Source organism: Massilia sp. LjRoot122 (genome assembly GCF_964252725.1).
Classification (GTDB): Bacteria; Pseudomonadota; Gammaproteobacteria; order Burkholderiales; family Burkholderiaceae_D; genus Telluria.
Map to the genome: position 1 here is coordinate 2,427,465 of NZ_CAXUPB020000001.1, position 23,701 is coordinate 2,451,165.

General features: G+C 64.9%; 22 protein-coding genes. 14 read left to right on the forward strand and 8 right to left on the reverse strand.

The features are described from left to right. Nucleotides 1–152: 152 nt before the first annotated feature. The 4 genes from ppsA to ACSQ25_RS10700 all read left to right on the forward strand — a co-directional run bounded on the left by ppsA (nucleotide 153) and on the right by ACSQ25_RS10700 (nucleotide 4,904). The gene (gene ppsA, locus ACSQ25_RS10685; protein ID WP_436105667.1) at nucleotides 153–2,507 is read left to right on the forward strand and encodes a phosphoenolpyruvate synthase; all 2,355 of its coding nucleotides are present in this window, start codon (nucleotides 153–155) and stop codon (nucleotides 2,505–2,507) included. A gap of 189 nt (nucleotides 2,508–2,696) precedes the next feature. Further along, nucleotides 2,697–3,119 (forward strand): NfeD family protein, encoded by a 423-nt coding sequence (locus ACSQ25_RS10690; RefSeq protein WP_436105668.1) that lies wholly within the window; start codon nucleotides 2,697–2,699, stop codon nucleotides 3,117–3,119. A gap of 40 nt (nucleotides 3,120–3,159) precedes the next feature. Beyond that, nucleotides 3,160–4,080 (forward strand): SPFH domain-containing protein, encoded by a 921-nt coding sequence (locus ACSQ25_RS10695; RefSeq protein WP_436105669.1) that lies wholly within the window; start codon nucleotides 3,160–3,162, stop codon nucleotides 4,078–4,080. Next, on the forward strand, nucleotides 4,077–4,904 hold the full coding sequence (locus ACSQ25_RS10700) for an SDR family oxidoreductase (protein ID WP_436105670.1): 828 nt from the start codon (nucleotides 4,077–4,079) through the stop codon (nucleotides 4,902–4,904). The genes ACSQ25_RS10695 and ACSQ25_RS10700 overlap by 4 nt, the downstream gene beginning before the upstream one ends. A gap of 15 nt (nucleotides 4,905–4,919) precedes the next feature. Here the strand turns inward: ACSQ25_RS10700 and ACSQ25_RS10705 are convergent, their stop codons facing one another. Then, nucleotides 4,920–7,058, reverse strand: coding sequence for a TonB-dependent receptor (locus ACSQ25_RS10705; protein WP_436105671.1), 2,139 nt, complete (start codon nucleotides 7,056–7,058; stop codon nucleotides 4,920–4,922). A 106-nt stretch (nucleotides 7,059–7,164) separates the two neighbouring features. Between ACSQ25_RS10705 and ACSQ25_RS10710 the strand changes: the two genes are divergently transcribed. The 3 genes from ACSQ25_RS10710 to ACSQ25_RS10720 all read left to right on the forward strand — a co-directional run bounded on the left by ACSQ25_RS10710 (nucleotide 7,165) and on the right by ACSQ25_RS10720 (nucleotide 10,041). After that, nucleotides 7,165–8,346, forward strand: coding sequence for a PepSY-associated TM helix domain-containing protein (locus tag ACSQ25_RS10710; RefSeq protein WP_436105672.1), 1,182 nt, complete (start codon nucleotides 7,165–7,167; stop codon nucleotides 8,344–8,346). Beyond that, a complete protein-coding gene (locus ACSQ25_RS10715) occupies nucleotides 8,343–8,525 on the forward strand; it encodes a hypothetical protein (RefSeq protein WP_436105673.1) in 183 nt (60 codons plus the stop codon). Before ACSQ25_RS10710 ends, ACSQ25_RS10715 begins: the two co-directional genes overlap by 4 nt. 67 nt (nucleotides 8,526–8,592) lie before the next feature. Then, nucleotides 8,593–10,041 carry a Ppx/GppA phosphatase family protein gene (locus ACSQ25_RS10720; protein WP_436105674.1) on the forward strand — a complete coding sequence of 483 codons (1,449 nt, stop codon included), beginning with the start codon at nucleotides 8,593–8,595 and terminating at the stop codon, nucleotides 10,039–10,041. A 181-nt stretch (nucleotides 10,042–10,222) separates the two neighbouring features. Here ACSQ25_RS10720 and ACSQ25_RS10725 read toward each other — a convergent pair whose 3' ends face one another. Together ACSQ25_RS10725 and ppk1 are read right to left on the reverse strand one after the other, a co-directional pair. Next, nucleotides 10,223–10,699 (reverse strand): SixA phosphatase family protein, encoded by a 477-nt coding sequence (locus tag ACSQ25_RS10725; RefSeq protein ID WP_436105675.1) that lies wholly within the window; start codon nucleotides 10,697–10,699, stop codon nucleotides 10,223–10,225. Further along, nucleotides 10,665–12,821 (reverse strand): polyphosphate kinase 1, encoded by a 2,157-nt coding sequence (ppk1, locus tag ACSQ25_RS10730; RefSeq protein ID WP_436105676.1) that lies wholly within the window; start codon nucleotides 12,819–12,821, stop codon nucleotides 10,665–10,667. Before ppk1 ends, ACSQ25_RS10725 begins: the two co-directional genes overlap by 35 nt. A gap of 149 nt (nucleotides 12,822–12,970) precedes the next feature. On the opposite strand from ppk1, the gene lepB reads away from it, so the two are divergent. Beyond that, the gene (gene lepB, locus ACSQ25_RS10735; RefSeq protein ID WP_436105677.1) at nucleotides 12,971–13,636 is read left to right on the forward strand and encodes a signal peptidase I; all 666 of its coding nucleotides are present in this window, start codon (nucleotides 12,971–12,973) and stop codon (nucleotides 13,634–13,636) included. A 19-nt stretch (nucleotides 13,637–13,655) separates the two neighbouring features. Here the strand turns inward: lepB and ACSQ25_RS10740 are convergent, their stop codons facing one another. Both ACSQ25_RS10740 and ACSQ25_RS10745 read right to left on the reverse strand, forming a co-directional pair. Beyond that, nucleotides 13,656–14,264, reverse strand: a complete 609-nt coding sequence (locus ACSQ25_RS10740; protein WP_436105678.1) for a TIGR03118 family protein — start codon at nucleotides 14,262–14,264, stop codon at nucleotides 13,656–13,658. Next, the gene (locus tag ACSQ25_RS10745; RefSeq protein WP_436105679.1) at nucleotides 14,215–14,766 is read right to left on the reverse strand and encodes a TIGR03118 family protein; all 552 of its coding nucleotides are present in this window, start codon (nucleotides 14,764–14,766) and stop codon (nucleotides 14,215–14,217) included. Before ACSQ25_RS10745 ends, ACSQ25_RS10740 begins: the two co-directional genes overlap by 50 nt. A gap of 182 nt (nucleotides 14,767–14,948) precedes the next feature. On the opposite strand from ACSQ25_RS10745, the gene ACSQ25_RS10750 reads away from it, so the two are divergent. After that, the gene (locus tag ACSQ25_RS10750) at nucleotides 14,949–16,130 is read left to right on the forward strand and encodes a multidrug effflux MFS transporter (RefSeq protein WP_436105680.1); all 1,182 of its coding nucleotides are present in this window, start codon (nucleotides 14,949–14,951) and stop codon (nucleotides 16,128–16,130) included. Between the two features lie 22 nt (nucleotides 16,131–16,152). On the opposite strand, the gene smpB is transcribed toward ACSQ25_RS10750, so the two are convergent. Then, the gene (smpB, locus tag ACSQ25_RS10755) at nucleotides 16,153–16,602 is read right to left on the reverse strand and encodes an SsrA-binding protein SmpB (protein WP_436105681.1); all 450 of its coding nucleotides are present in this window, start codon (nucleotides 16,600–16,602) and stop codon (nucleotides 16,153–16,155) included. A 96-nt stretch (nucleotides 16,603–16,698) separates the two neighbouring features. Here smpB and ACSQ25_RS10760 point away from each other — a divergent pair, with 96 nt between their 5' ends. The 3 genes from ACSQ25_RS10760 (at nucleotide 16,699) to ACSQ25_RS10770 (ending at nucleotide 18,758) form a co-directional block, all read left to right on the forward strand. Then, the gene (locus tag ACSQ25_RS10760; RefSeq protein ID WP_436105682.1) at nucleotides 16,699–17,130 is read left to right on the forward strand and encodes a type II toxin-antitoxin system RatA family toxin; all 432 of its coding nucleotides are present in this window, start codon (nucleotides 16,699–16,701) and stop codon (nucleotides 17,128–17,130) included. Then, complete coding sequence (locus ACSQ25_RS10765; RefSeq protein WP_436105683.1) at nucleotides 17,123–17,440, forward strand: RnfH family protein; 318 nt, start codon at nucleotides 17,123–17,125, stop codon at nucleotides 17,438–17,440. Before ACSQ25_RS10760 ends, ACSQ25_RS10765 begins: the two co-directional genes overlap by 8 nt. 118 nt (nucleotides 17,441–17,558) lie before the next feature. Then, entirely contained in the window at nucleotides 17,559–18,758 is a 1,200-nt protein-coding gene (locus ACSQ25_RS10770; RefSeq protein WP_436105684.1) for a diguanylate cyclase domain-containing protein, read from the forward strand. A 5-nt stretch (nucleotides 18,759–18,763) separates the two neighbouring features. Here the strand turns inward: ACSQ25_RS10770 and ACSQ25_RS10775 are convergent, their stop codons facing one another. Then, nucleotides 18,764–19,258, reverse strand: a complete 495-nt coding sequence (locus ACSQ25_RS10775) for a DUF4124 domain-containing protein (RefSeq protein ID WP_436105685.1) — start codon at nucleotides 19,256–19,258, stop codon at nucleotides 18,764–18,766. Between the two features lie 159 nt (nucleotides 19,259–19,417). On the opposite strand from ACSQ25_RS10775, the gene guaB reads away from it, so the two are divergent. Continuing rightward, entirely contained in the window at nucleotides 19,418–20,878 is a 1,461-nt protein-coding gene (gene guaB, locus ACSQ25_RS10780; protein WP_436105686.1) for an IMP dehydrogenase, read from the forward strand. A 72-nt stretch (nucleotides 20,879–20,950) separates the two neighbouring features. Further along, complete coding sequence (gene guaA, locus ACSQ25_RS10785) at nucleotides 20,951–22,561, forward strand: glutamine-hydrolyzing GMP synthase (RefSeq protein ID WP_436105687.1); 1,611 nt, start codon at nucleotides 20,951–20,953, stop codon at nucleotides 22,559–22,561. A 532-nt stretch (nucleotides 22,562–23,093) separates the two neighbouring features. Here guaA and ACSQ25_RS10790 read toward each other — a convergent pair. After that, nucleotides 23,094–23,570, reverse strand: coding sequence for a hypothetical protein (locus ACSQ25_RS10790; protein ID WP_436105688.1), 477 nt, complete (start codon nucleotides 23,568–23,570; stop codon nucleotides 23,094–23,096). Nucleotides 23,571–23,701: the final 131 nt, after the last annotated feature.

Consider the following 23,701-nt stretch of genomic DNA (forward strand, 5'->3'; position numbering starts at 1 on the left):
CAGAATAACAAGAAGACCCCGTCCCCAGCATCTGCCACAAGGTTTCTATCATCAAGTAAGGGTGTTTTACCATGACTAACCTGTCTGTAGCAGCATTGAAGGAGCCTGATCAAGCATCACGCGTCTACGTTGCCTCGTTCGAGAACCTCCGCATGACTGACGTCGAGTCGGTCGGCGGCAAGAACGCGTCGCTGGGCGAGATGATCTCCCAGCTGGCCGGCGCCGGCGTGCGCGTGCCGGGCGGCTTCGCCACCACGGCCGATGCCTTCCGCGACTTCCTCGACCATAGCGCGGATGGCGGCCCGTCCCTGGGCCAGCGCATCGCCACCCGCCTCGAAGGCCTCGACATCGACGACGTGCGTTCGCTCGCCGCCGCCGGCGCCGAGATCCGCCAGTGGATCGTCGACACCCCGTTCCAGCCGCGCCTGGAACAGGAAATCCGTACCTATTACGAGCGCCTGGTGGCCGACTCCAGCACCGAAGTCTCGTTCGCGGTGCGCTCCTCGGCCACCGCCGAAGACCTGCCGGATGCGTCCTTCGCGGGCCAGCAGGAGACCTTCCTGAACGTGGTCGGCATCGACAACGTGCTCGAAGCGATGAAGCACGTCTTCGCCTCGCTGTACAACGACCGCGCGATCTCCTACCGCGTCCATAAAGGCTTCACCCACGCCGAAGTCGCGCTGTCGGCCGGCGTGCAGCGCATGGTGCGTTCCGACACCGGCGCCGCCGGCGTGATGTTCACCATCGATACCGAATCGGGCTTCAAGGACGTGGTCTTCGTCACCTCGAGCTACGGCCTGGGCGAGACCGTGGTGCAGGGCGCCGTGAACCCTGACGAGTTCTACGTCCACAAGCCGATGCTGGCCCAGGGCAAGCTGCCGGTCATCCGCCGCAATATCGGCTCGAAGCTGATCAAGATGGAGTTCACCAGCGAGGCCAAGGCCGGCCGCTCGGTGCGCACCGTCGACGTGCCGATCGAGATGCGCAACCGCTATTCGCTGACCGACGCCGAAGTGGTCGAGCTGGCGAAGTACGCCGTCATCATCGAAAATCACTACGGCCGTCCGATGGACATCGAGTGGGGCAAGGACGGCCGCGACGGCAAGCTGTACATCCTGCAGGCGCGCCCGGAAACCGTGAAATCGCAGCAGAAGGCCACCGATTCGCAGCAGCGTTTCAGCCTGAAGGGCTCGGGCACCGTGCTCACCTCCGGCCGTGCGATCGGCCAGAAGATCGGCGCCGGTCCGGTGCGCGTGATCCACGACCCGAGCGAAATGGAACGCGTGCAGCCGGGCGACGTGCTGGTGGCCGACATGACCGACCCGAACTGGGAGCCGGTGATGAAGCGTGCTTCCGCCATCGTCACCAACCGCGGCGGCCGTACCTGCCACGCGGCGATCATCGCGCGTGAGCTGGGCGTGCCGGCGGTGGTCGGCTGCGGCGACGCCACCGACACCCTGAAGGACGGCACCTTCGTTACCGTCTCCTGCGCCGAAGGCGACGAGGGCAAGATCTACGACGGCCTGCTGGAAACCGAGATCACCGAAGTCTCGCGCGGCGAGCTGCCGCCGATCCCGACCAAGATCATGCTCAACGTCGGCAACCCGCAGTTGGCCTTCGACTTCCAGTCGGTGCCGAACAAGGGCGTCGGCCTGGCGCGTCTCGAGTTCATCATCAACAACAACATCGGCGTGCACCCGAAGGCCATCCTCGAGTACCCGAACATCGATACCGACCTCAAAAAGGCGGTCGAGTCGGTCGCCCGCGGCCACGCATCGCCGCGCGCCTTCTACGTCGACAAGCTGGCCGAGGGCGTGGCCACCATCGCCGCGGCCTTCTGGCCCAAGCCGGTGATCGTGCGCCTGTCCGACTTCAAGTCGAACGAGTACAAGAAGCTGATCGGCGGTTCGCGCTACGAGCCGGACGAAGAGAACCCGATGCTGGGCTTCCGCGGCGCCGCGCGCTACCTGGCCGAAGATTTCGCAGAAAGCTTCGAGATGGAATGCCTGGCCATGAAGCGCGTGCGCGACGACATGGGCCTGACCAACGTCGAGCTGATGATTCCGTTCGTGCGTACCCTGGGCCAGGCCGAGAAGGTCATCGCCCTGCTGGCGAAGTACGGCCTGAAGCGCGGCGAGAACGGCTTGCGCGTCATCATGATGTGCGAAGTGCCGTCCAATGCCATCCTGGCCGAGCAGTTCCTGCAGTACTTCGACGGCTTCTCGATCGGCTCGAACGACCTGACCCAGCTCACCCTGGGCCTGGACCGCGACTCGGGCATGGAGCTGCTGGCCAAGGACTTCGACGAGCGCGACCCGGCCGTGAAAGCCATGCTGTCGCTGGCGATCAAGGCTTGCCGCGCGCAGGGCAAGTACATCGGCATCTGCGGCCAGGGTCCCTCGGATCACCCGGACTTCGCCGAATGGCTGGTGGGCGAGGGCATCGAATCGATGTCGCTGAATCCCGATTCGGTGATCGAGACCTGGCAGAAGCTGGCTTCCAAGTAATGCTATGCGCCTGCGATAAGATCAAGCAGGGAGCTTCTATTCCTGTATAGACCTGCTACACTGGCATCGATAACTCTTTGCCAGAAAGCACACAATAATCAAGCGCATCGACATTGTTGAACCCTCGCCGCCTGACGCAGGCCGCGGGGGTTTTTTATTTTTCTGAACCGTCGAAAGGAGACAAAGTCCATGACTGACTGGATGAGCTGGCTGGTAGCGGCCGGCGTCCTCGTGATCGCCGAGCTGTTCACCGGCACCTTCTACCTCCTGATGATCGCCATCGGCCTCAGCTTCGGCGCGATCGCTGCCTGGAGCGGTGCCAGCGGACCGACGCAGATCCTGGTCGCCGCCGTGGTGGGCCTGGTCGCCACCGCGATCCTGCACCGCAGTCGCTTCGGCCGGCCCGCGCGTGCCGAAGCCACCCGCGACCGCAACGTCAACCTCGACATCGGCCAGCGCGTCGCCGTCGACACCTGGCAGGACGGCCGCGCCCGCGTGATGTACCGCGGCGCACTGTGGGACGTCGAACTCGGCCCCGGCGCCCAGCCTGAAGCCGGCGACTTCCGCATCGTCGAAGTGCTCGGCAATCGCCTCATCGTTTCCAATTCATAAGATCAGCCACTAGCTGACACCATACTTATAAGGGATGCTCATGGAATTCTCGTCTGGCATAGTCGCACTGGTGTTCTTCGCCATTGCGCTGGTTTTCATCTTCAAGACCATCAACGTCGTGCCCCAGCAGCACGCACTCGTCGTCGAACGGCTCGGCAAGTTCCACGCCGTGCTGGGCCCCGGCCTCAGCATCGTCGTCCCCTTCATCGACCGCGTGGCCTACAAGCACAGCCTCAAGGAGATTCCGCTCGACGTCCCGCCCCAGGTCTGCATCACGCGCGACAATACCCAGCTGCAGGTCGACGGCATCCTGTACTTCCAGGTGACCGATGCGATGCGCGCCTCCTACGGTTCCTCGAACTACATCCAGGCGATCACCCAGCTGGCCCAGACCACGCTGCGTTCGGTGATCGGCAAGATGGAGCTGGATAAAACCTTCGAGGAGCGCGACCACATCAACACCACCATCGTCAACGCGATCGACGAATCGGCCGCCAACTGGGGCGTCAAGGTGCTGCGCTACGAGATCAAGGACCTGACGCCGCCGGCCGAGATCCTGCACGCGATGCAGCGCCAGATCACCGCCGAGCGCGAGAAGCGCGCGCTGATCGCCGCTTCCGAGGGCCGGCGCCAGGAACAGATCAACATCGCCAGCGGCGAACGCGAAGCCTCCATCGCCCGCTCGGAAGGCGAGCGCCAGGCAGCGATCAACCGCGCCCAGGGCGAAGCGAGCGCCATCGTGGCACTGGCCGATGCGAGTGCCGCCGCGCTGCGCCAGGTCGGCGCGGCGATCCGCGAGCCGGGCGGCATGGATGCGGTCAACCTGCGCGTGGCCGAGCACTACGTCGACGCCTTCGGCAACCTGGCCAAGACCAACAACTCGCTGATCGTGCCGGCCAATATGGGCGACATGAGCTCCGTGATCGCCAGCGCACTGCAGATCGTGAAGTCGCAAAAATGACCGGGGCACGAAAGCCGCGTGTCGTCGTGATCACCGGCGCTTCGGACGGCATCGGCGCCGAGATGGCGCGCCAGCTGGCGGCGAAGGAGGGCGCCGGCGTGGCCCTCGTTCTGGCGGCGCGCAACGCGGTCCAGCTGGAAGCGGTGGCGGGCGAATGCGCAGCCTTGGGTGCGCAGACCATGACGGTGCCGACCGACGTGTCGGTCCAGATCCAGTGCCGCCGCCTGATCGTCAGCACCGCCGAGCGCTTTGGCCGCATCGACGTCCTGGTCAACAATGCGGGACGTTCGGCGCATGCGCTGTTCGAGGAAGTCGAGGACCTCGGTTGGTATGAGGAGCTGATGCGCGTGAACCTCTGGGGCGCCGTCTGGTGCACCCAGGCCGCGCTGCCGGCGCTTAAGGCCGCGCAGGGGAAAATCGTCGCGGTGTCCTCACTGGCTGGTCTGGTCGGCGTGCCGGGGCGCACCGCCTACAGCGCCACCAAGTTCGCGATGACGGGCTTTTTCGAGGCGCTGCGTGCCGAGATGAAGGGCTACGGGGTCAGCGTCACCACCGCGTATCCGGGCGTGGTGTCGACGCAGATCCGCTACCGCGGCTTCAACGCACAGGGCGAGCCGATGGGCAGCAGTGCGCTGAACGAAGCGGGCGCCATGAGCGTGGAGGAGTGCGCCCGCCTGATCATCGCGGGGATGGACGGGCGCAAGCGGGAAGTGGTCATGACGGCCAAGGGCAAGCTGGGGCGCTTCCTGAAATTGCTGGCCCCTGGCCTGGTGGAGAAGATCGCGCTGGCGGCCCTCAAGCAGGATGTGCGGCCGCCGCAATAGCGGCCGCTGTCCTCATCAGAAGTCCACGGTCGCCGACAGCACCACGCTGCGCGGGCCGCCCTGCACCAGGTAGCCGAAACCTGGGTAGCCACCCGCGGAAGCCCAGTAGTTCCTGTCGGTGACATTGTCGACACGCGCGCGCAGCGTCAGGTCGCGGTCCATGAAGCGAACCAGGTAGTTCGCGCCGATGTCCAGGCGGGTCCACGAAGGCAGCTGCTGGGTGTTCGCGTCGTTGGCATACTGCTTCGAGGTGTACAGCAGGCGCGCGTTCAGCGACAGGCCCTGCACGCCCGGCACGTTCCAGTCGGCGCCCATGTTCAGCTGGGTCTTCGGCACACCGATCACGTTCTTGCCGCTGCCTTCCTGTTCGGCGTCGAGCAGGGTCAGGCCGCCCAGCAGGCGCAGGCCCTGGGCCGGCATGCCGAACACGTTCAGCTCCAGGCCGCGGTTGCGCTGCGCGCCGTAGATGCCGAAGCGATTGTCGACCACCGCGCCGCTCGGACGCGAGGTGCTGAACACGGCGGCGCTCATGCCCAGTTTGCCGCCGTCATACTTGACGCCCGCTTCCTTCTGGCGCGAGACGAAGGGTGCGAACACCTCGCCCTGGTTGATGATGTTGGCGCCGAAGGCCACCGGACCTTTCTGCAGCGCTTCGGCGTAGTTGGCATACACCGACACACCCTCGAGAGGCTTGTAGACGATGCCGGCCACCGGCGTCAGCTCGCCTTTCTCGTAGGCCGCATTCGGGGCGCCGCTGCCGTAGTCATAGCCGAAATCCTTGATCTTCTGGTAGCGCGCACCGACCGTCACCAGCACGCGCTCGTCCATGAAGCCGATGGTGTCCGCGAGGGCGATGCTCGACAGGATCGACTTCTGGGTCAGCAGCGGATCGTTCATTTTTCCGCCGGTGAAGAAGCTGCTGGACGGCGCCGCCACGTCGACCGGACGGTAGAGGTTCGACGGGAAGCCCGCGAAATCGCTCATCGCATAGGCGTTCTTCGACTCCGCATGGAAGCTCGAGGCCGAGGCGCTCAGCTTGTGCGACAGCGTGCCGGTCTTCAGCTCGGTGCGGACCCCGACTTCGCCGGTGCGCACGTCGTCCTCGCGCACGTTGTCGAAGCGCGTCATGGTGGTGGTGCCGTTCAGGGAGGTCACGGTGGGCGAGGAGATGATGTTGAACTCGTCCCCTTTGCGCAGGCCCAGCGCCGCCCAGGCGGTCGCGCCGCCCGGCAGGTCGGCCTCGGCGCGCAGCGTGCCGAAGGTGTCGCGCTCGCCCGAGAAGGTCCAGGGCTGGGCGTAGTTGCTGTCGCTGTCGGGCGCAGCCAGGATCGGCAGCGTGCCGCCCACGGTCACGCTCGGGCGGGCGCCGCGCAGTTGGTGGTCCTGGTGGCCGACGTCGGCCGACAGGCGGTAGCCGCGGCCGCGGTAGTCCATGCCGATCGCGTAGACGCTCAGTTCGCGGCTTTCGCGGTCCACCGCGGTGTCGCCGTCGCGGCGTACCGCGTTCACGCGCACGCCGAAGCGGTCGCCTTCGCCGAAGCGGCGCGAGACGTCCGTCGCCAGGTAGGCTTGGCCGCCGGTCTCCACGCCCGCAGTCACTTGCGTGAGCGGCGCATTGGTCGCGCGCTTGGGCAGCAGGTTGATGGAACCGCCGATGCCGCCGCCGCCCGGAGGCGCGCCGTTGACGAAACTGTTCGCGCCGCGCAGCACTTCGACGCGCTCGAGCAGTTCCGAGGCCACGAACTGGCGCGGCAGCAGGCCATACAGCCCGTTGTAAGCCATATCGTCCGAATAGACCGGGAAGCCGCGGATCATGTACAGCTCCTGGTAGTTGCCGAAGCCGCGTGCCGAGCGCACTGCCGGGTCGTTCTGCACCACGTCGCCGACGCTGCGCGCCTGCTGGTCCTGGATCAGGCCCAGGGTGTAATTGGTGGTATTGAAGGGCGCATCCATGATGTCCACGTTACCCAGCAGGCCGAGGCGGCCGCCGCGTGCAACCTGGCCGCCCGCGTAGGCGGAAGGCAGGCCCTGGGCCGAGGCGTCGGCGGAGGCGCTGACGACGACGGTGGCGACCGGTTCGGTAGTGTTGTCCTGGGCGTGGGCCGCAAATGCCGCGGCGGCGAGGGCGATGGGAGTCAGGCGAAGCAGAAGCATTAGCGTAAGAGTTTCCTTATTGAGAATGATTGTCATTCTATCCGTTTTGGGTTGCGCCTGTAAATGAGAACGATTATTATTTGCTGAACTTTACGATCGCTATCCCATGTCACCCGTATCTCTTCGCCGCTGGAGCTGGATCCACAAATGGAGCAGCCTGGTCTGTACCGTCTTCATCTTGCTGCTCTGCCTGACCGGCCTGCCGCTGATCTACCACCATGAAATCGGCCACCTGCTCGGCACCGACGTCGAGGCGCCGGCCCTGCCTGCGGGGATGGAGAAGGCGCCGCGCGGCAACATCGACGCCGTTCTGGCCTCGGCCCGGGAGCTGTATCCGAGCAAGATTGCGATGTACATGTCGCAGGAAATCGACGAACCGGCGATCTGGAACGTCACCCTGGGCGACCACCCGAACGACGAGCACTACAAGCCGATCGCCGTCGATGCCCGCACCACCAAGGTCATCACCGAACCGGCCTTCGAGGGCGGCGCCTTCATGTCCACCATGTTCCGCCTCCACGTGGACCTGTTCGCCGGCCTGTACGGCAAGCTCTTCCTCGGTTTGATGGGCCTGCTGCTGATCGTCGCGGTGGTCAGCGGAACCGTGCTCTACGCCCCCTTCATGCGCAAGCTCGATTTCGGCGCCGTGCGCCACGAGCGCAGCCGGGTCATCAAGTGGCTCGACCTGCACAACCTGCTCGGCATCGTCACCCTGGTCTGGGTCTTCGTGGTCGGCGCCACCGGCATGGTCAACACCTGGGCCGACCTGCTGCTCAAGTACTGGCAGAACAACGAACTCGCCGTGATGCTCAAGCCCTATGAAGGCCAGCCGACAGTGGAGAAGATGGCCTCGATCCACGACGCCATCCTGCGCGCCGAGGCGGCGGAGCCGGGCATGAAGGTCGGCTTCGTGGCCTTCCCGGGTACGCCCTTCAGCAGCCCGCATCATTACGGCATCTTCATGCGCGGCGACGAAGCCTTCAGCTCGCGCCTGTACAAGCCCGTGCTGATCGATGCCGCCACCGGCCAGATCACCGACCGCCGCGAGCTGCCCTGGTACCTGACCGCGCTGCTGCTGTCGCAGCCGCTGCACTTCGGCGACTACGGTGGCCAGGCCATGAAGCTGCTGTGGGCACTGCTCGACATCGCCACCATCTTCATCCTGGGGACCGGCCTCTATCTGTGGCTCAAGCGCAGCCGCAAGACCAGGACCGCGCCCGCGGCCACACCGGCCGCGCATGACGAGAAACCCGCACCAGCCCTCGTACGTTCCACGGAGACCCCATGATCCGCACCCGCACCCAGATCTGGGCCATGCCCATCCTGCTGGCCGTCCTCACCACCATCGGCCTGGTGGCGGCCCTGCTGGGCGACGGTGCCTGGGACCTGGTCTCGGCCGTGACGCTCGGCGCCCCGGTTGCGGTGGGCGCCTGGTTCAGCTTGCGGCGCGCACCGGCCGGACGCTAGGCTGTATACTTCGCCAACACGGCAGTCCGGTTGGCGGACCATGCCGGGAACCAGCGAGAGAGCGCCTATGTTTGCAGCAGTGGACCTGGGGTCCAACAGCTTCCGGCTTCACATCGGCGAACCGGCGGGCGGGCGCATGCACATCGTGCGCACCGCGCGCGATCCGATCCGCCTGGCCGCGGGCCTGGACGCGGACAACATGCTGAGCGAGGCCGCCATGCGCAGCGCGGTGCGCTGTCTGCAGGACTTCCGGCTGATTCTCGACGAATACACGCTCGACGCCGTGCGCGTGGTCGCCACCAACACCATGCGCGTGGCGCGCAACGCCGAGCTGCTGCTGCCGCGGCTCGAGCAGGCCATCGGCCATCCCATCGAAGTCATCTCGGGCGAGGAAGAAGGGCGCCTGATCTACATGGGCGTGGCGCGCGCCATCGACAACCCGAACGAGCGCCGGCTGGTGGTGGACATCGGCGGCGGCTCGACCGAAGTCATCGCGGCCATCGGTCCGGAGATCAACCTGGTCGAATCCTTCGGCATCGGCACCCATCCGCAGACCGCCACCTTCTTCGCGGACGGCCGCATCACCCCGCAAGCCTTCGACGCCGCCGTCACCGAGGCGCGCGCCCGTTTCGAGGACGCGGCCGACCTGTACAAGGCGCAGGGCTGGGACGCGGCCTACGGCTCCTCCGGCACCATGCGCGCCATCAATGAAGTCATCGGCAAGAACGGCATCGGGGACGGCACGATGTCGCAGGCCAGCCTGCATGCGCTGCGCGACATCCTGCTGGAGCTGGGCCACGTCGATGCCTTCACGCTGCCCGGCATCAAGAAGGAGCGGGTGCCGGTGATGGCGGGCGGCCTGACGGTCCTGATCGGCGTGATGCAGGAACTCGGCATCGACAGGCTCACGGCGATCAACGCCGGCCTGCGCCTGGGCGTGCTGTCGGACCTCGAGCTGCGTGCCAACCGGCGCGACCGGCGCGACGCCGCCATCCGCGCCTGCATGCGCCGCTTCGAGGTGGACAGCCAGCGCGCGTTGCGCACCGCGCATATCGCTTCCCGCCTGTACGAGCTGCTCGACCCGGTCGATGCCCAGCCCTACCTGTGCTGGAGCGCGATGCTGCACGAAGTCGGGCTGCAGATATCGATGACGGGCGCCCACAAGCACGGCGCCTACATCGTCGAGCATGCCGACCTGCCGGGCTTCACCACCCGCGAGCAGCGCCTGATGGCCACCCTGCTGCTGGGGCAGAAGGGCAATCTGCGCAAGATCCGCGAGGCGCTGCTGGAGCCTGACGTGGCCAAGGCGGTGCTGGCGCTGCGCATGGCCGTCGTGCTCATGCATTCCCGCGCCGACGGGGACCTGGCGGGCCTGAAGGTGCGCATGAAGCAGCGCATTGAGCTCGAGCTGCCGGCAGGCTTGCTGGAAAAGCATCCGACCCTGGGGCCGTGGCTGCAGAAGGAAGAGGGGGCCTGGCAGGAGATTGGGATTCCGTTTCAGGCCAAGATCGGCTGAATGGCGGTAGGGTGGGCGGCTCCACCGGAATGCGTGCTGTTACGCGCCGCTTCTGCCGCCCGCGCGTTCAAATCCCGTTGGCGCACCGAGGACGGCTGCTCATACACTGACTGAACGCGCGGACGGCGTTTGCAGCGCGGCGGATCGCATCGCCGGGTGGAGCCGTCCACCCTACGCGGCGCTAGCGAAGTTGGCCAATAAAATCCGGCCCCACGACCAGCTTGACGTAGGGCGCGCCGTCGCTGCCCTTGTGGGTGATCCAGAACACGCCGGCCTTGCGGATGCGCCAGTCCATCTTCTGGCCCGCCAGCACCAGCGATGCCACCTCGCCCAGCAGCGGCTGGTGGCCGACGATCAGGGCCGGCTGGCGGTGGTCGGGCCAGCCGGCCGCCTCCAGGATCGCTTCCGCCGACGAATCGGTGGACAAGGCCTCGATCAGCTTGTAGTTGCGGCCCAGCGCCTCGACCGTCTGGACGCAGCGCTTCGCCGGGCTGCTCAGCACCCGCACGTCGTCCGGCAGCTGGCGGTGCAGCCAGGCGCCCACCCGGGCGGCGTGGCGCTTGCCTTTCGGTGTCAGGGCGCGCTTCAGGTCGAGCCCGTGCTCGCCTTCGGCAACGTGGGGTTCAGCCTCGGCGTGGCGCCACAGGATCAGGTCCATGCTCGTTCTCCTTGTCTGGATGGGAGCCCGCGCCGAGCGTCTCCATGAGTTCCTGTTGTGCGCTGAGGGCCTTCTGGCTGCCGCGCGTCTTCTTGCGGCGGTAGTGGCCGTCGCTGCCCAGTTCCCAGGCGTTGACGTTGTCCTTCAGGTAGGGATGCAGGCCTTCGCGCAGCACGCGGCGCTTCAGCGCGGCCGAGCGGACCGGGAAGGCCACCTCGACCCGGCGGAACAGGTTGCGGTTCATCCAGTCCGCACTCGACAAATAGATGTCGTGCTTCAGGTCGTTGCGGAAGTAGAAGATGCGCGAGTGCTCGAGGAAGCGGCCGACGATCGAGCGTACGCGGATCGTCTCGCTCAGGCCGGGCACGCCGGGACGCAGCGCGCAGGCGCCGCGCACGATCAGGTCGATGCGCACGCCCGCTTCGGAGGCCTCGTACAAGGCCTTGATCACCGATTCGTCGGTGAGAGAGTTCATCTTCGCGATGATGCGCGCCGGCCGCTTGCTGCGCGCGATCGCCGCCTCGTCCTTGATCGCGCGCACGATTTCCTTCTGCAGCGAGAAGGGCGCCAGCCACAGGCTGGTGAGCTGCTTCGGGCGGGTCAGGCTGGTGAGGTGGATGAAGACCTCGTTGACGTCGGCCGTGATCTCGTCGTCGCTGGTGAGCAGGCCGAAGTCGGTGTAGAACTTGGCCGTGGTCGAATTGTAGTTGCCGGTGCCGAGGTGGGCATAGCGGCGCAGGCCGTTCTCTTCGCGGCGCAGCACCAGCGCCAGTTTCGCGTGCGTCTTGAGGCCGACCACGCCGTAGACCACCTGGGCGCCGGCCTGCTCGAGGCGCTCGGCCCAGTTGATGTTGGCTTCCTCGTCGAAGCGCGCCATCAGTTCGACGATGACGGTGACTTCCTTGCCGCGCCGGGCGGCGCCGATCAGGGCCTCCATCAGGTCGGAGTTCATGCCGGCGCGGTAGATGGTCTGCTTGATCGCCGCCACGCAGGGGTCCAGCGCTGCCGCCTGGATGAAGTCGATCACCGGCTGGAAGGATTCGAAGGGGTGGTGCAGCAGCACGTCCTGCTTGCGCAGGGCGCCGAAGATGTCGGGGCCCAGCAGCTTGGGCGGGAAGCCCGGCACGAAGGGGGTGAACTTGAGCGCCGACCTGTCGTTGGTGTTGACGACTTCCAGCATGCGCCCCAGGTTCACGGGGCCGTCGACCGCGAACAGGCGCGAACGGTCGATCTGGAACTGGTCCAGCAAAAAATTGGCGAGGTGGGGCGGGCAGGCATGGCCCACTTCGAGGCGCACCGCGAAGCCGTAGTTGCGGCTGTGGAGTTCGCTCTGCAGGGCCTGGCGCAGGTTCTTGACTTCGTCTTCGTCCACCCACAGGTCGCTGTTGCGGGTGACCCGGAACTGCGAGTAGGACAGCACTTCGCGGCCGGTGAACAGGTCGGCCAGGTGGGCCTGGATCACCGAGGACAGCAGGCAGTAGGACGCGCCTTTCTTGTCCGAGAGTTCGTCCGGCAGCCGGATCACGCGCGGCAGCACGCGCGGCGCCTTCATGATGGCGATGCCGGTGCCGCGCCCGAAGGCGTCCTTGCCGGCCAGTTCGACGATGAAGTTCAGGCTCTTGTTGACCACCCGCGGGAAAGGGTGGGCCGGATCGAGTCCGATCGGCGTCAGCAGCGGGCGGACTTCCTTGTCGAAGAAGTTTTTCACCCACGCGCGCTGCGCGGCATTGCGCTCGCTCCGGCGCAGCATGTGGATGCCGTTCTCGGACAGGCGCGGCAGGATATCGGTGTTGAACAGCTTGTACTGGCGCTCGATCAGGCGGCGGCATTCGGCGCTGGCGCGCTCCAGGGTGCTGGCCAGCGCGTGCGGGATGCCGTTGTGGCCGGCCTCCATCTGGTGCTGGGCCAGCAGGCTGGCCACGCGCACCTCGAAGAATTCGTCGAGATTGCCAGAGACGATGGTCAGGAAGCGCAGGCGCTCGAGCAGCGGAACGGACTGATCCTCGGCCTGGGCCAGCACGCGCCGGTTGAACTCGAGCAGCGACAGCTCGCGGTTCAGAAAGGCGCCGCCTTCGGGCGTGCTCCTGGCCTCGGGATCCAGGGCCTTATGTTTCATATCCATGTTCTGCGTCGTAGTGTCGGCGCAGGCAGTGTAGTTGGTGAATATGACAATGTTGTTACACGCGGGCTGTGGGTTGACTTTTAAGCATGGCTAAAGCTTGACCGCGTATAAAGTTCTCATCGTTATCATAACAAGTGGAGAGCTGCCAGATGAAAGCGTTCGTGCGCGCCAACAAGGGTTTCCTGATGTTCATGCTTTTGTTCGGCGTCTTCCGCACCGCGGTGGCCGACTGGAACCCGATCCCCTCGGGTTCGATGCGGCCCAACCTGCTGGAAGGCGACGTCGTTTTCGTCAATCGCCTGGCCTATAACCTCAAGGTCCCGCTGACCGACGTGGTCATCGCGCGCACCGGCGAGCCGCAGCGCGGCGACGTCGTCACCTTCGCCTCGCCCCAGGACGGCACCCGCCTGATCAAGCGCGTGCTGGCCCTGCCCGGTGACCGCGTCGAGATGCGCAGCGAGCGCCTGGTGATCAACGGCGTCGAATCGCAGTATTCGGTGGAAGAACTGGTGCGGGAATCGACCCCGCAAGGCAGCATGGATGCGCTGCGCATGGATGAAGTCGTGGACGGCCGCCGCCACCGCATCCAGGTCCTGCCCCAGCGCCTGGTGGTGCGCGACTTCGGACCGGTGACGGTACCCCAGGACGCCTACCTGATGTTGGGCGACAACCGCGACAACAGCGCAGATTCGCGCTACATCGGCTTCGTGCCGCGCCACCTCCTGATCGGCCGCGCCGAACGCATCCTGGTCTCGGCCGACTACCAGGGCAACTGGATGCCGCGCACGGAACGCTTCGGCATGTCCCTGCGCTGATCCAGCGCTCTGAAGCGCCTTACTTCACATCCGCATTCTTCGGCCTGACGGCATCCAGACGGCCGTACAGTCCGTGCCGTCCGCCCTCCGGACCGGCCGCGAAGAACAGGGTATTGGTCGGCTGATTGCTCAGGCCATTGCCGAACTGGAGCCCCCACAAGCCGTCGATGCGGATCGGCTTGCGGTCCAGGCCGCGCAGCTTCCCGACCCAGAGGCCGGTGCCCGGGTCGTAGGCATTGATCTCGCCGTCGCCGGCGTTCCCGACCAGCAGGCGTCCGCCGTGCTGCCCGAAGCTCTCAGGCGCGAGCGCCAGTCCCCACGGGGCGTTCAGCGGCCCGCGCGAGGCGAAGCGCCGCACGAACACGCCGTTCGGCTCGAATACGCTGACGTAGCCCAGGCCGTGGCCGGTGTCGGCGGCGTCGCGGGTCGCGTTCTGCCTGGCGTAGCTCACATAGATGTCGCCGTTGATGGCCTGCAGGCCATAGGGCGCGTAGCCGGCCGGGATGCGGGGATCGCGGAAAGGCGTGCCCGGCAAACTGACCGCCGCGAACCTGCCGTTGAAGACGTCGATCCTCGCGTTACGGAAGTCGGCCGCGTACAGCAGCGGACCGCTGCCGCCGACACCCACCGAGCCCGGTGTACAAGGCGCCGGAGGCGCTGTTGTCGACCACGCGGATCGCATTGTTCAGGTTCACGCTCGGTGCCCAGCCGCTGATGCTGCCGTCGCGGCTGGCGAAGATGAAGCGGCTCGGCGCGGTGACGGCGCCGTTGCTGACCGTGAAGGCGGGGCCGCCATAGAACACGATGCCGGTCGGGTTGCCGGTCTGGCCTGTGGCCGCCGGCGGAATCCGCACCACCAGGGTCTGCGGAACGCCGTCGCCGTCGTACAGGGTCGACAGGCCGCTGCCTTCGTCCGACACCCACACCACGCCGAAGGGATTGAAGGCCACGCCCCAGCCGTTGACCAGGTTCGGGTCGGTGTGTTCGGCGGGCACGGCCGGGCCGTCGGACACCAGATTGCGCAGGCGATAGAGCGAGGACTCCGCGGGTGGCGTGGCGCATCCGGCGACTGCGGCTGTCAGCGCGAGCATGGCCAGCATACGGGGCAGGCGAGTGGTAAAGGTGCTCATAATCAACTCCTCCTGAGATCTGATCAATGGTACACAGCACTACCCATCTTGCGGTCGCGAAGACACAGCGCCTTGCGCCCGGCGAAAGGCAGGCTCAGGTGAACTTGCGCGAAAGCCGGTAAAATCCCGGCCCCGGCGCGTGCATCCTGCCGCACGGGAATACTGTTTTCAAGGCAAGCTGCATGCAAAGATTGTTGACTGTTGTTTTGGCCTGCCTCGGCATGATCGGGGCGCTGGCGATCGATACCTATTTACCGTCGATGCCGGCGATCGGCGTCGAATTCGCGGTCGGGCCGGTGGCGGTGCAGCAGACGCTCAGCGTCTTCCTGTTCACCTTCGCCTTCATGATGCTGTTCTACGGGACGCTGTCGGATTCCTTCGGCCGCCGCCCGGTGATCCTGGGCGCCTTGACCCTATACACGCTGGCCTCGCTGGGCGCGGCCTGGGCGCCGACCTTCGGCTGGCTGCTGTTCTTCCGCGCCGTCCAGGGCCTGGCGGCGGGCGCCGGCTCGGTGATCGGCCAGGCCATCGTGCAGGACCGCTTCTCCGGTGCCCAGGCCCAGAAGATGATGTCGCACATCATGATGGTGTTCGGCCTGGCGCCGGCCATCGCCCCGGTGCTGGGCGGCTGGCTGCACGTCAGCTTCGGCTGGCGCTCGACCTTCGTCTTCCTGGCCCTGTTCGGCGCAGCCATGATCCTGCTGGTCACGCGCACGCTGCCGGAAAGCCTGCCTGCTGAAAAGCGCCAGGTCTTCCATCCGGTGACCATTGCGCGCAACTACCTGATGGTGCTGCGCAATCCGCAGTTCGTGATGCTGTCGCTGGCGCTCGGCCTGGTATTCGGCGGCCTGTCGCTGTACATCGGTTCGGCCGCCAACTTTGTAATGGAAATCCTGGGCCTGCCGGAGACCGCCTTCGCCTGGATGTTCATCCCGCTGATCGGCGGCATGGTGGTGGGTTCGGCCTGGGGCGGCAAGCGCGCCGCCAAGGCGCCGCCCGGACGCCTGCTGTGGATCGGCTACGCGGTGATGGCCGTGGCCTCGGTACTGAACGTGGGTTACAACGCGCTGTTCGAGGCCAGCGTGCCGTGGGCGGTGCTGCCGCTGGCCGTGTTCACTTTCGGCCTGGCGGTGGCGATGCCGGGCATCCAGCTGTCGGCCATGGGCCTGTTCCCGCACAACCGCGGGCTGGCGGCCTCGATGGTCGGCTTCATCCAGATGATGTCTTTCGCCCTGGTGTCGGGACTGGTGGCGCCGCTGCTGTTCGGCAGCGCCTTCAAGCTGGCCTGCGGCGCCGCGATCGGCTGCGTGCTGAGCTTCCTGATGTGGCGCCTCAGTCGGCGCTTCGCGGCGCCGGCCGCCTGAGAGGCGGGCGGCACTGCCCTGATCAGCGGCGGTGCTGCTTCATCGCCGAAGCGACTTCGCGCTTGGCGTCGCGGTCTTTCTCGGTGGCCCGCTTGTCGTGCTGCTTCTTGCCCTTGGCCAGGCCGATCTCGCATTTCACGCGGCCGCCCTTGAAGTGCAGGTTCAGCGGCAGCAGCGTGTAGCCGGCGCGCTCGACCTTGCCGATCAGCTTGTCTACCTCGGCGCGGTGCAGCAGCAGCTTGCGGGTGCGCAGGGCCTCGGGGTGGCTGAAGGAGGACGTCGTCGTCAGTGCGCTGATGTGGGCGCCGAACAGGAACAGTTCGCCGCTGCGGACGACCACATAGGCTTCCTTGATCTGGACCTTGCCTTCGCGGATGGCCTTGACCTCCCACCCCTCCAGCACGATGCCGGCCTCATACCGGTCCTCGATGAAGTAGTCGAAAAAAGCTTTTTTATTGTCAACAATGCTCATGAAATAGCGAAAATCCGCGTCTCGGTTAAACTAATGCTGTGGCGCCACTGTGGCGCAAAATACAACTCGTCCAACATCATAACAAACGGTTGACCAATGGCAGTAGTGCACAAATCAGTTTTTCTCGGCTATAGCACCGAACAGATGTTCGATCTCGTCGCCAAAGTCGAGGACTATCCCAAATTCCTGCCCTGGTGTGGCGGCGTGAAAGTCCTCGAGCGCAGCGAGGACAAACTGGTGGCCAGCCTGCAGATCAATTTCCATGGCGTGAAACAGAGCTTCACCACCTCGAACCACAACCTCCGCCCCACCCAGATGAAGATGCACCTGGTCGACGGCCCGTTCAAGCTGCTGGAAGGCACCTGGACCTTCAAGCCCCTGCGCGCCGACGCCTGCAAGGTTGACCTCGACATGCATTACGAGTTCTCCAGCATCATCCTGGAACAGATCATCGGTCCGGTATTCGGCATGATCGCCAACACCATGGTCGATTCCTTCAGCAAGCGCGCCGAGGCGGTGTATGGCTGAGGCCTTGGCCGAGTTGCAGGTTGTCGTCTGCTACGCCAGCGCGCACGCCGAGTTCCTGCGCCCGATGAAAGTCGCGCCGGGCACCACGATCGGCCAGGCCATCGAGATGAGCGGCGTGCTGGAAGCCTATCCGGACATCAACCTGACGACCCAGCCGGTGGGCATCTACGCCAAGAAGAAGACGCTCGATACCGTGCTGCGCGAGCGCGACCGTATCGAAATCTACCGCCCGCTGGTTGCCGACCCCAAGGACTCGCGCCGCAAGCGGGCCGCCAAGCGAGAAGCAGGGGCCACGCCACCAGCCGCCTGAGGCCGGTGCTTGTCAGTTTGCCCAGTTGTAAAATTCCGACCAAGCAAATCTAAGGGCGCGCTTCGCGGTATCATGGGGCCGCCTCTGGCTCGAGGCCTTCTTCATCGTCTGCCTGCCCATGCTGATTACCGTAAGCCTGTTGTTGGTCACCACCGCCTTGTCCGTGGTCATGTTGCTGGTCCTGACTTCGCTGGCCGGCAGCAAGGTCGCGGGCATCCAGGACTGGGGCATGGCCAATGGCATCGCCGTGATCGCGCTGCTGCTGTTCGCCGCGCGCGGCGTGGTGCCCGACCTTATCAGCATCGAAGTCGCCAACGCATTGCTCCTGCTGACCGCCAGCCTGATGTATGCCGGCTTCCGGCGCTACCTCGACCTGCCCATTGCCTGGCGCCTCCTCGCGGCCGGCAGCCTGGCCGCCTTTGCCGGGGTGGTGGTCTTTCACTATGTCCACGATTCGCTGGCCCTGCGGGTCGTCGCGATGTCGGCCTACCACGCGGCCATCTGTTTCGGCATTTATGCCAGCCTGCCCACGGTCGCCGACGGGCGCCTGCGCTATCCCAACGCCTTCACCCGGACGACGGCATTCCTGCTGGGCCTGGGCCATGCCGGCCGCGGCGCCTTCTATGCACTCGATGCCTATGCGCCGGCCGCGCTGCTCGATCCGATCCTGGCCAACCTGATCTTCTTCGCGATCGGCACCCTGGCCTTGCCGGCCCTGAGCCTGGGCGCGGTGATGCTGGCCAATGCGCGCGTGCTCACCGACACGGCATATGCCGCCGAGCATGATTACCTGACCGGCGCGCCTTCGCGCCGTGCCTTCCACGACATCGCCGAACGCGAGCTGGCGCGCGCCAGGCGGCACGGCAGCGGACTGGGATTGCTGCTGGTCGACGCCGACCACTTCAAGCGCATCAATGACACCCATGGCCACGGCGTCGGTGACGAGGTCTTGCGCGACATCGTCAGGCGCATCCAGGGCGTGGTGCGCAAGGTCGACTATTACGCCCGCCTCGGCGGCGAGGAGTTCGGGGTGCTGTTGCCGGACGCCAGCTTCGAGACGGCCCGCAGCGTCGCGGAACGCCTGCGCGCCGCACTCGACCGTCCCGCGCAGGGAAAACCGGGCGCCGCCTACACCGTCAGTATCGGCCTGGCCATGCTGGAGAAGGGGGAAGACTTTGCCGGCCTGATGGGCCGCGCCGACGCAGCCCTGTATGCCGCCAAGGCGGGCGGACGCAACCGGGTAGAGTGCGCGCCGAGAGCGACGCCCGACATCAGGCCGCGCTCAGGCGGCGCCAAGGTCATCCGGCTGCGGCCCTGAGGTAGTCAGCGGCACTGCGCCAGGGCCTGGTTGACGCGGGCCAGCTGGGCGGCCCGTTCCTGGTCCGTCATGTAGCTGCGTTCGCCTTTCTCATCGAACTTCACGATACGGATGTCCGACTGCATCTGCGCACGCATTTCGCGTGCGTCCTTGCAGTGCATGGCCAGGTCGCGCCGGCGCTGCGCCTCGGCGGCATCCTTCTTGTCCTGTTCTTCGCGCATCTTCGTGCGTGCGCGGAATTCCTCTTCGCGCTGCGCCAGGGTCTTCGGTCCCTGCGCGGGCGCGGGCATGGTCGCTTGCGGCGCGGGTGCGGGCGGGGTTGCGGCGCGGCCCGGCGCCTTCAAGATCTTGTGCGCCGGCGTCGACGGTGGAGGAGGGCGGTCGGAGAACTGGCGCACGCCTTTCTCGTCGATCCACGAATATTGGGCATGGGCCAGGCTGCTGCCCAGCAGCAGGGTGCAGGCGGCAAGCAGGCGGAGAGCAGAGGTCGGACGCGGCATAAATGTTTTCCTTGGGTAACAAACAGATTTCGCCACGCTTCCTTCGCCCTGTCAATCGCGGGCTCTTCCGAAAGGCGATTCAAGGGCAATTTTAGGCATGGCTGCGACAGTCTTTTCTACTTTCTGTATAATTCACTTTTGCGCCTATAGGAAAATGCTATGCGTCTACTCCAAAAAGCACTCACGTTCGATGATGTGCTGCTCGTCCCGGCCTACTCCAATGTTCTTCCGGCCGAAACTTCCCTTCGCACCAAACTGACCCGGAATATCACGCTGAATATCCCGCTGCTCTCGGCTGCGATGGACACCGTGACCGAAGCACGTCTGGCGATCGCGATGGCTCAGGAGGGCGGCATCGGCATCATCCACAAGAACCTGCGTCCGGCCGACCAGGCCCGTGAAGTAGCACGCGTCAAGCGTTTCGAAGCGGGCGTCCTGCGCGACCCGATCACGATTCCTCCCACCATGAAGATCCGTGAAGTGATCGCGCTGTCGCAACAGCACGGCATCAGCGGCTTCCCGGTGGTCGAGGGCAAGCAGGTGGTCGGCATCATCACCAACCGCGACCTGCGCTTCGAAGAAGACCTGGAAGCGGAAGCACGCGCCAAGATGACCCCGCGCGAGAAGCTGGTCTACGTCAATGAAGACGCTGACACCAACGAAGCCAAACGCCTGATGAACAAGCACCGCCTCGAGCGCGTGCTGGTCGTCAACGACGCCTTCGAACTGCGCGGCCTCATCACCGTCAAGGACATCCAGAAATCCCACGAGCACCCGCTGGCTTCGAAAGATTCCCAGGGCAAGCTGATCGTGGGCGCGGCCGTGGGCGTGGGCGCACGCGACGAAGAGCGTATCGAGCTGCTGGTCGCGGCCGGCGTGGACGTGCTGGTGGTCGACACCGCCCACGGCCACTCGCAGGGCATCCTCGACCGCGTGAAGTGGATCAAGGACCGTTATCCGCACGTCGACGTCATCGGTGGCAACATCGCTACCGCAGCAGCCGCCAAGGCGCTGGTCGAATACGGCGCGGACGCGGTCAAGGTCGGCATCGGCCCTGGCTCGATCTGCACCACCCGCATCGTGGCCGGCGTGGGCGTGCCGCAGATCACCGCGATCTCCAACGTGGCCAAGGCGCTGGAAGGCACCGGCGTGCCCTGCATCGCCGACGGCGGCATCCGCTTCTCGGGCGACATCTCGAAGGCGCTGGCAGCAGGCGCGCATACCGTCATGATGGGCAGCATGTTCGCCGGCACCGAAGAAGCGCCGGGCGAAGTCATCCTGTACCAGGGCCGTAGCTACAAGTCCTACCGCGGCATGGGCAGCCTGGGCGCGATGGCCGAAGGCTCGGCCGACCGCTACTTCCAGGAAGCCTCGAGCAAGGCCGACAAGTTCGTCCCGGAAGGCATCGAAGGCCGCGTCGCCTACAAGGGCAGTGTGCTGGCGATCCTGTTCCAGCTGGTCGGCGGCGTGCGCCAGTCGATGGGCTACTGCGGCTGCGCCACCATCGAAGAACTGCGCGAGAAAGCCGAGTTCGTCGAGATCACCTCGGCCGGCATGCGCGAATCGCACGTGCACGACGTGCAGATCACCAAGGAAGCTCCGAACTACCGTTCCGAGTAACACATCCAGGAAACGCGGCCCGAGGGCCGCGTTTTTGCATTACCCGATTCATCGACTATCCTTGCCCTCCCCATGCATTCAAAAATCCTCATCCTCGATTTCGGTTCCCAGGTTACCCAGCTGATCGCGCGCCGCGTGCGCGATGCCGGCGTGTTTTCCGAAGTCTATCCGTATGACGTCAGCGACGAGTTCGTGCGCAACTACGGCGCCAGCGGCATTATCCTGTCGGGCAGCCACAACTCGACGCTCGAAGGCGATTCGCCGCGCGCCCCGCAGGCCGCATTCGAAGCCGGCGTGCCGGTGCTGGGCATCTGCTACGGCATGCAGACCATGGCGGCCCAGCTGGGCGGCAAGGTCGAGAACGGCAAAGTGCGCGAATTCGGCTACGCCGAAGTGCGTGCCCGCGGCCATACCGCGCTGTTCAAGGGCATCAACGACTTCGTCACCGACGAAGGCCACGGCATGCTGCGCGTCTGGATGAGCCACGGCGACAAGGTGCTGGACATGCCGCCGGGCTTCAAGCTGATGGGTTCGACCGACAGCTGCCCGATCGCCGCCATGGCCGACGAAGACCGCCGCTTCTACGCGCTGCAGTTCCACCCGGAAGTCACCCACACCACGCAAGGCGAGGCCATCATCGGCCGCTTCGTGCACGAGATCTGCGGCTGCAAGTCGGACTGGAACATGCCGGACTACATCGGCGAAGCGGTCCAGAAGATCCGCGAGCAGGTCGGGACGGATGAAGTCATCCTCGGCCTGTCCGGCGGCGTCGACTCGAGCGTGGCCGCGGCCCTGATCCACCGTGCCATCGGCGACCAGCTGACCTGCGTCTTCGTCGACCACGGCCTGCTGCGCAAGGACGAGGGCAAGATGGTGATGGACATGTTCTCGAAGAACCTCGGCGTCAAGGTGCTGCGCATCGATGCCGAAGACCAATTCATGGGCCACCTGGCCGGCGTCACCGATCCTGAGCAGAAGCGCAAGATCATCGGCCGCGAGTTCGTCGAGGTGTTCCAGGTCGAAGCCGGCAAGCTGACCAATGCGAAGTGGCTGGCGCAGGGCACGATCTACCCGGACGTGATCGAATCGGCGGGCAAGGGCAAGAAGGGCCAGACCATCAAGAGCCACCACAACGTGGGCGGCCTGCCGGAAACCCTGAACCTGAAACTGCTCGAGCCGCTGCGCGAGCTGTTCAAGGACGAGGTGCGTAAACTCGGCGTGGCGCTCGGCCTGCCGCACGACATGGTCTACCGTCACCCGTTCCCGGGTCCGGGCCTGGGCGTGCGCATTCTGGGCGAAGTGAAGAAGGAATACGCCGACCTGCTGCGCGAAGCGGATGCGATCTTCATCGAAGAGCTGCGCAATACGCCGTTCGAACTGCCGGCCGTGGCCGGCATCGATCCGGGCAAGGCGCCGGTGAACTGGTATGAAGCGACCAGCCAGGCCTTCGCCGTGTTCCTGCCGGTGAAGTCGGTGGGCGTGATGGGCGACGGCCGCACCTATGAGTACGTGGTGGCGCTGCGCGCCGTGCAGACCCTGGACTTCATGACGGCGCAATGGGCGCACCTGCCGCACTCGCTGCTGGGCAAGGTGTCGAACCGGATCATCAATGAAGTGCGTGGCTTGAACCGGGTTGTTTATGATATTTCGGGGAAGCCGCCGGCGACGATCGAGTGGGAGTGAGTGGGATTGTCTAACTAGTTGATTCTAAAATGGAATCCTAAGAGCCGTTGATGATTCGAATGAATCATCAACGGCTTTTTGCTTTTTGTTTTTTTGCTTTCTGCAAATAAAGCGAGTACTGCCGAGTTATTGGCCCCTGTAACACCGGGCGGTTGCACCCCTCCGTCGTGGGCTCACGATGACGCGCCCATCCAATACTCTGCCTTCTACCATAAGCCGAATTTCCGAAGCGACGGTTCAGGATGGGTGCTGTATTGGCGTCCAGCTTTTCTGTTACTTACTCCAGTCAACTTTCAATTCGAATCCAACCTGCTCCAGAGAACCGCCATAGTCGCAGGCTGATGGGCCGTCACCCGGCCAGCGTTCCCGTGGTCTTTTAAGCCTGTTTCTTTTTACAGACCCGTGCTTTCGTGGCGTCCAAGCGTTCGACTGGCCTGATTATAAGTCATGCGCTCACCGGAAGAAAAATGATGACTGAACTCTGAAAGCAGTTCGCCGCAGCCCGCTGGCCGGAGCAGGTTTTCAGATATGGTCAGGCGAACGGCTGCCCATTGTAGAGGATCTGCGTCACTCGCGGATTCGCTTCCAGCTCTGGTAATTCGACCTTTTCAAATACCGTATTCGCGAAAGCACCAGTCGAGTACTTGTGCCGAAATGCGCTGATTGGCTCATCTCTGACGAAACGCGTCGGTCCGAATACATTCACGGTACCCTCTGCAACTCTGGCAAGCCGCCACGAAAGTTCCCACCATACCTCTTCGGTATGGCTCCAGCTACTACTAATAAGCTTTGACCACAGTGTGCGTCCGTCGGGAGTCATATTCAAAAGCTCATCCAACCGGGTGAATTCGGGGTTGCTCTTGATGAAGCCTGATGCCAGCCGAGCCCCAAAGTCGTCTGCATAGAACACTGTGCGATCCCGTTTTGGATAAAGCGCTACGTTGGAAGCGAGCTTCAAGAGTGACGGATCAGTTTGGAAGCGCCTCCGGTAGATTGGTTCTCCTGCCATATTTTCCCCTTTCGTAAGAGTAGGAATCTTAGATCAGCCACATGGCCTGCTGCTTTTGGGTGAGGACTACTGCGGATGAATCCTGAACAAGCAAGACCAAGGGCGTCTGTACCGCCAGTCGCCCAGCAGTT

What these genes read in the sequence shown, in the direction of transcription:
- ppsA (WP_436105667.1), top strand. Translation starts at nt 153, where the DNA reads ATGACTGACGTCGAGTCGGTCGGCGGCAAGAACGCGTCGCTGGGCGAG.
- ACSQ25_RS10690 (WP_436105668.1), top strand. Translation starts at nt 2,697, where the DNA reads ATGACTGACTGGATGAGCTGGCTGGTAGCGGCCGGCGTCCTCGTGATC.
- ACSQ25_RS10695 (WP_436105669.1), top strand. Translation starts at nt 3,160, where the DNA reads ATGGAATTCTCGTCTGGCATAGTCGCACTGGTGTTCTTCGCCATTGCG.
- ACSQ25_RS10700 (WP_436105670.1), top strand. Translation starts at nt 4,077, where the DNA reads ATGACCGGGGCACGAAAGCCGCGTGTCGTCGTGATCACCGGCGCTTCG.
- ACSQ25_RS10705 (WP_436105671.1), bottom strand. Translation starts at nt 7,058, where the DNA reads ATGCTTCTGCTTCGCCTGACTCCCATCGCCCTCGCCGCCGCGGCATTT.
- ACSQ25_RS10710 (WP_436105672.1), top strand. Translation starts at nt 7,165, where the DNA reads ATGTCACCCGTATCTCTTCGCCGCTGGAGCTGGATCCACAAATGGAGC.
- ACSQ25_RS10715 (WP_436105673.1), top strand. Translation starts at nt 8,343, where the DNA reads ATGATCCGCACCCGCACCCAGATCTGGGCCATGCCCATCCTGCTGGCC.
- ACSQ25_RS10720 (WP_436105674.1), top strand. Translation starts at nt 8,593, where the DNA reads ATGTTTGCAGCAGTGGACCTGGGGTCCAACAGCTTCCGGCTTCACATC.
- ACSQ25_RS10725 (WP_436105675.1), bottom strand. Translation starts at nt 10,699, where the DNA reads ATGGACCTGATCCTGTGGCGCCACGCCGAGGCTGAACCCCACGTTGCC.
- ppk1 (WP_436105676.1), bottom strand. Translation starts at nt 12,821, where the DNA reads ATGGATATGAAACATAAGGCCCTGGATCCCGAGGCCAGGAGCACGCCC.
- lepB (WP_436105677.1), top strand. Translation starts at nt 12,971, where the DNA reads ATGAAAGCGTTCGTGCGCGCCAACAAGGGTTTCCTGATGTTCATGCTT.
- ACSQ25_RS10745 (WP_436105679.1), bottom strand. Translation starts at nt 14,766, where the DNA reads ATGAGCACCTTTACCACTCGCCTGCCCCGTATGCTGGCCATGCTCGCG.
- ACSQ25_RS10750 (WP_436105680.1), top strand. Translation starts at nt 14,949, where the DNA reads ATGCAAAGATTGTTGACTGTTGTTTTGGCCTGCCTCGGCATGATCGGG.
- smpB (WP_436105681.1), bottom strand. Translation starts at nt 16,602, where the DNA reads ATGAGCATTGTTGACAATAAAAAAGCTTTTTTCGACTACTTCATCGAG.
- ACSQ25_RS10760 (WP_436105682.1), top strand. Translation starts at nt 16,699, where the DNA reads ATGGCAGTAGTGCACAAATCAGTTTTTCTCGGCTATAGCACCGAACAG.
- ACSQ25_RS10765 (WP_436105683.1), top strand. Translation starts at nt 17,123, where the DNA reads ATGGCTGAGGCCTTGGCCGAGTTGCAGGTTGTCGTCTGCTACGCCAGC.
- ACSQ25_RS10770 (WP_436105684.1), top strand. Translation starts at nt 17,559, where the DNA reads ATGCTGATTACCGTAAGCCTGTTGTTGGTCACCACCGCCTTGTCCGTG.
- ACSQ25_RS10775 (WP_436105685.1), bottom strand. Translation starts at nt 19,258, where the DNA reads ATGCCGCGTCCGACCTCTGCTCTCCGCCTGCTTGCCGCCTGCACCCTG.
- guaB (WP_436105686.1), top strand. Translation starts at nt 19,418, where the DNA reads ATGCGTCTACTCCAAAAAGCACTCACGTTCGATGATGTGCTGCTCGTC.
- guaA (WP_436105687.1), top strand. Translation starts at nt 20,951, where the DNA reads ATGCATTCAAAAATCCTCATCCTCGATTTCGGTTCCCAGGTTACCCAG.
- ACSQ25_RS10790 (WP_436105688.1), bottom strand. Translation starts at nt 23,570, where the DNA reads ATGGCAGGAGAACCAATCTACCGGAGGCGCTTCCAAACTGATCCGTCA.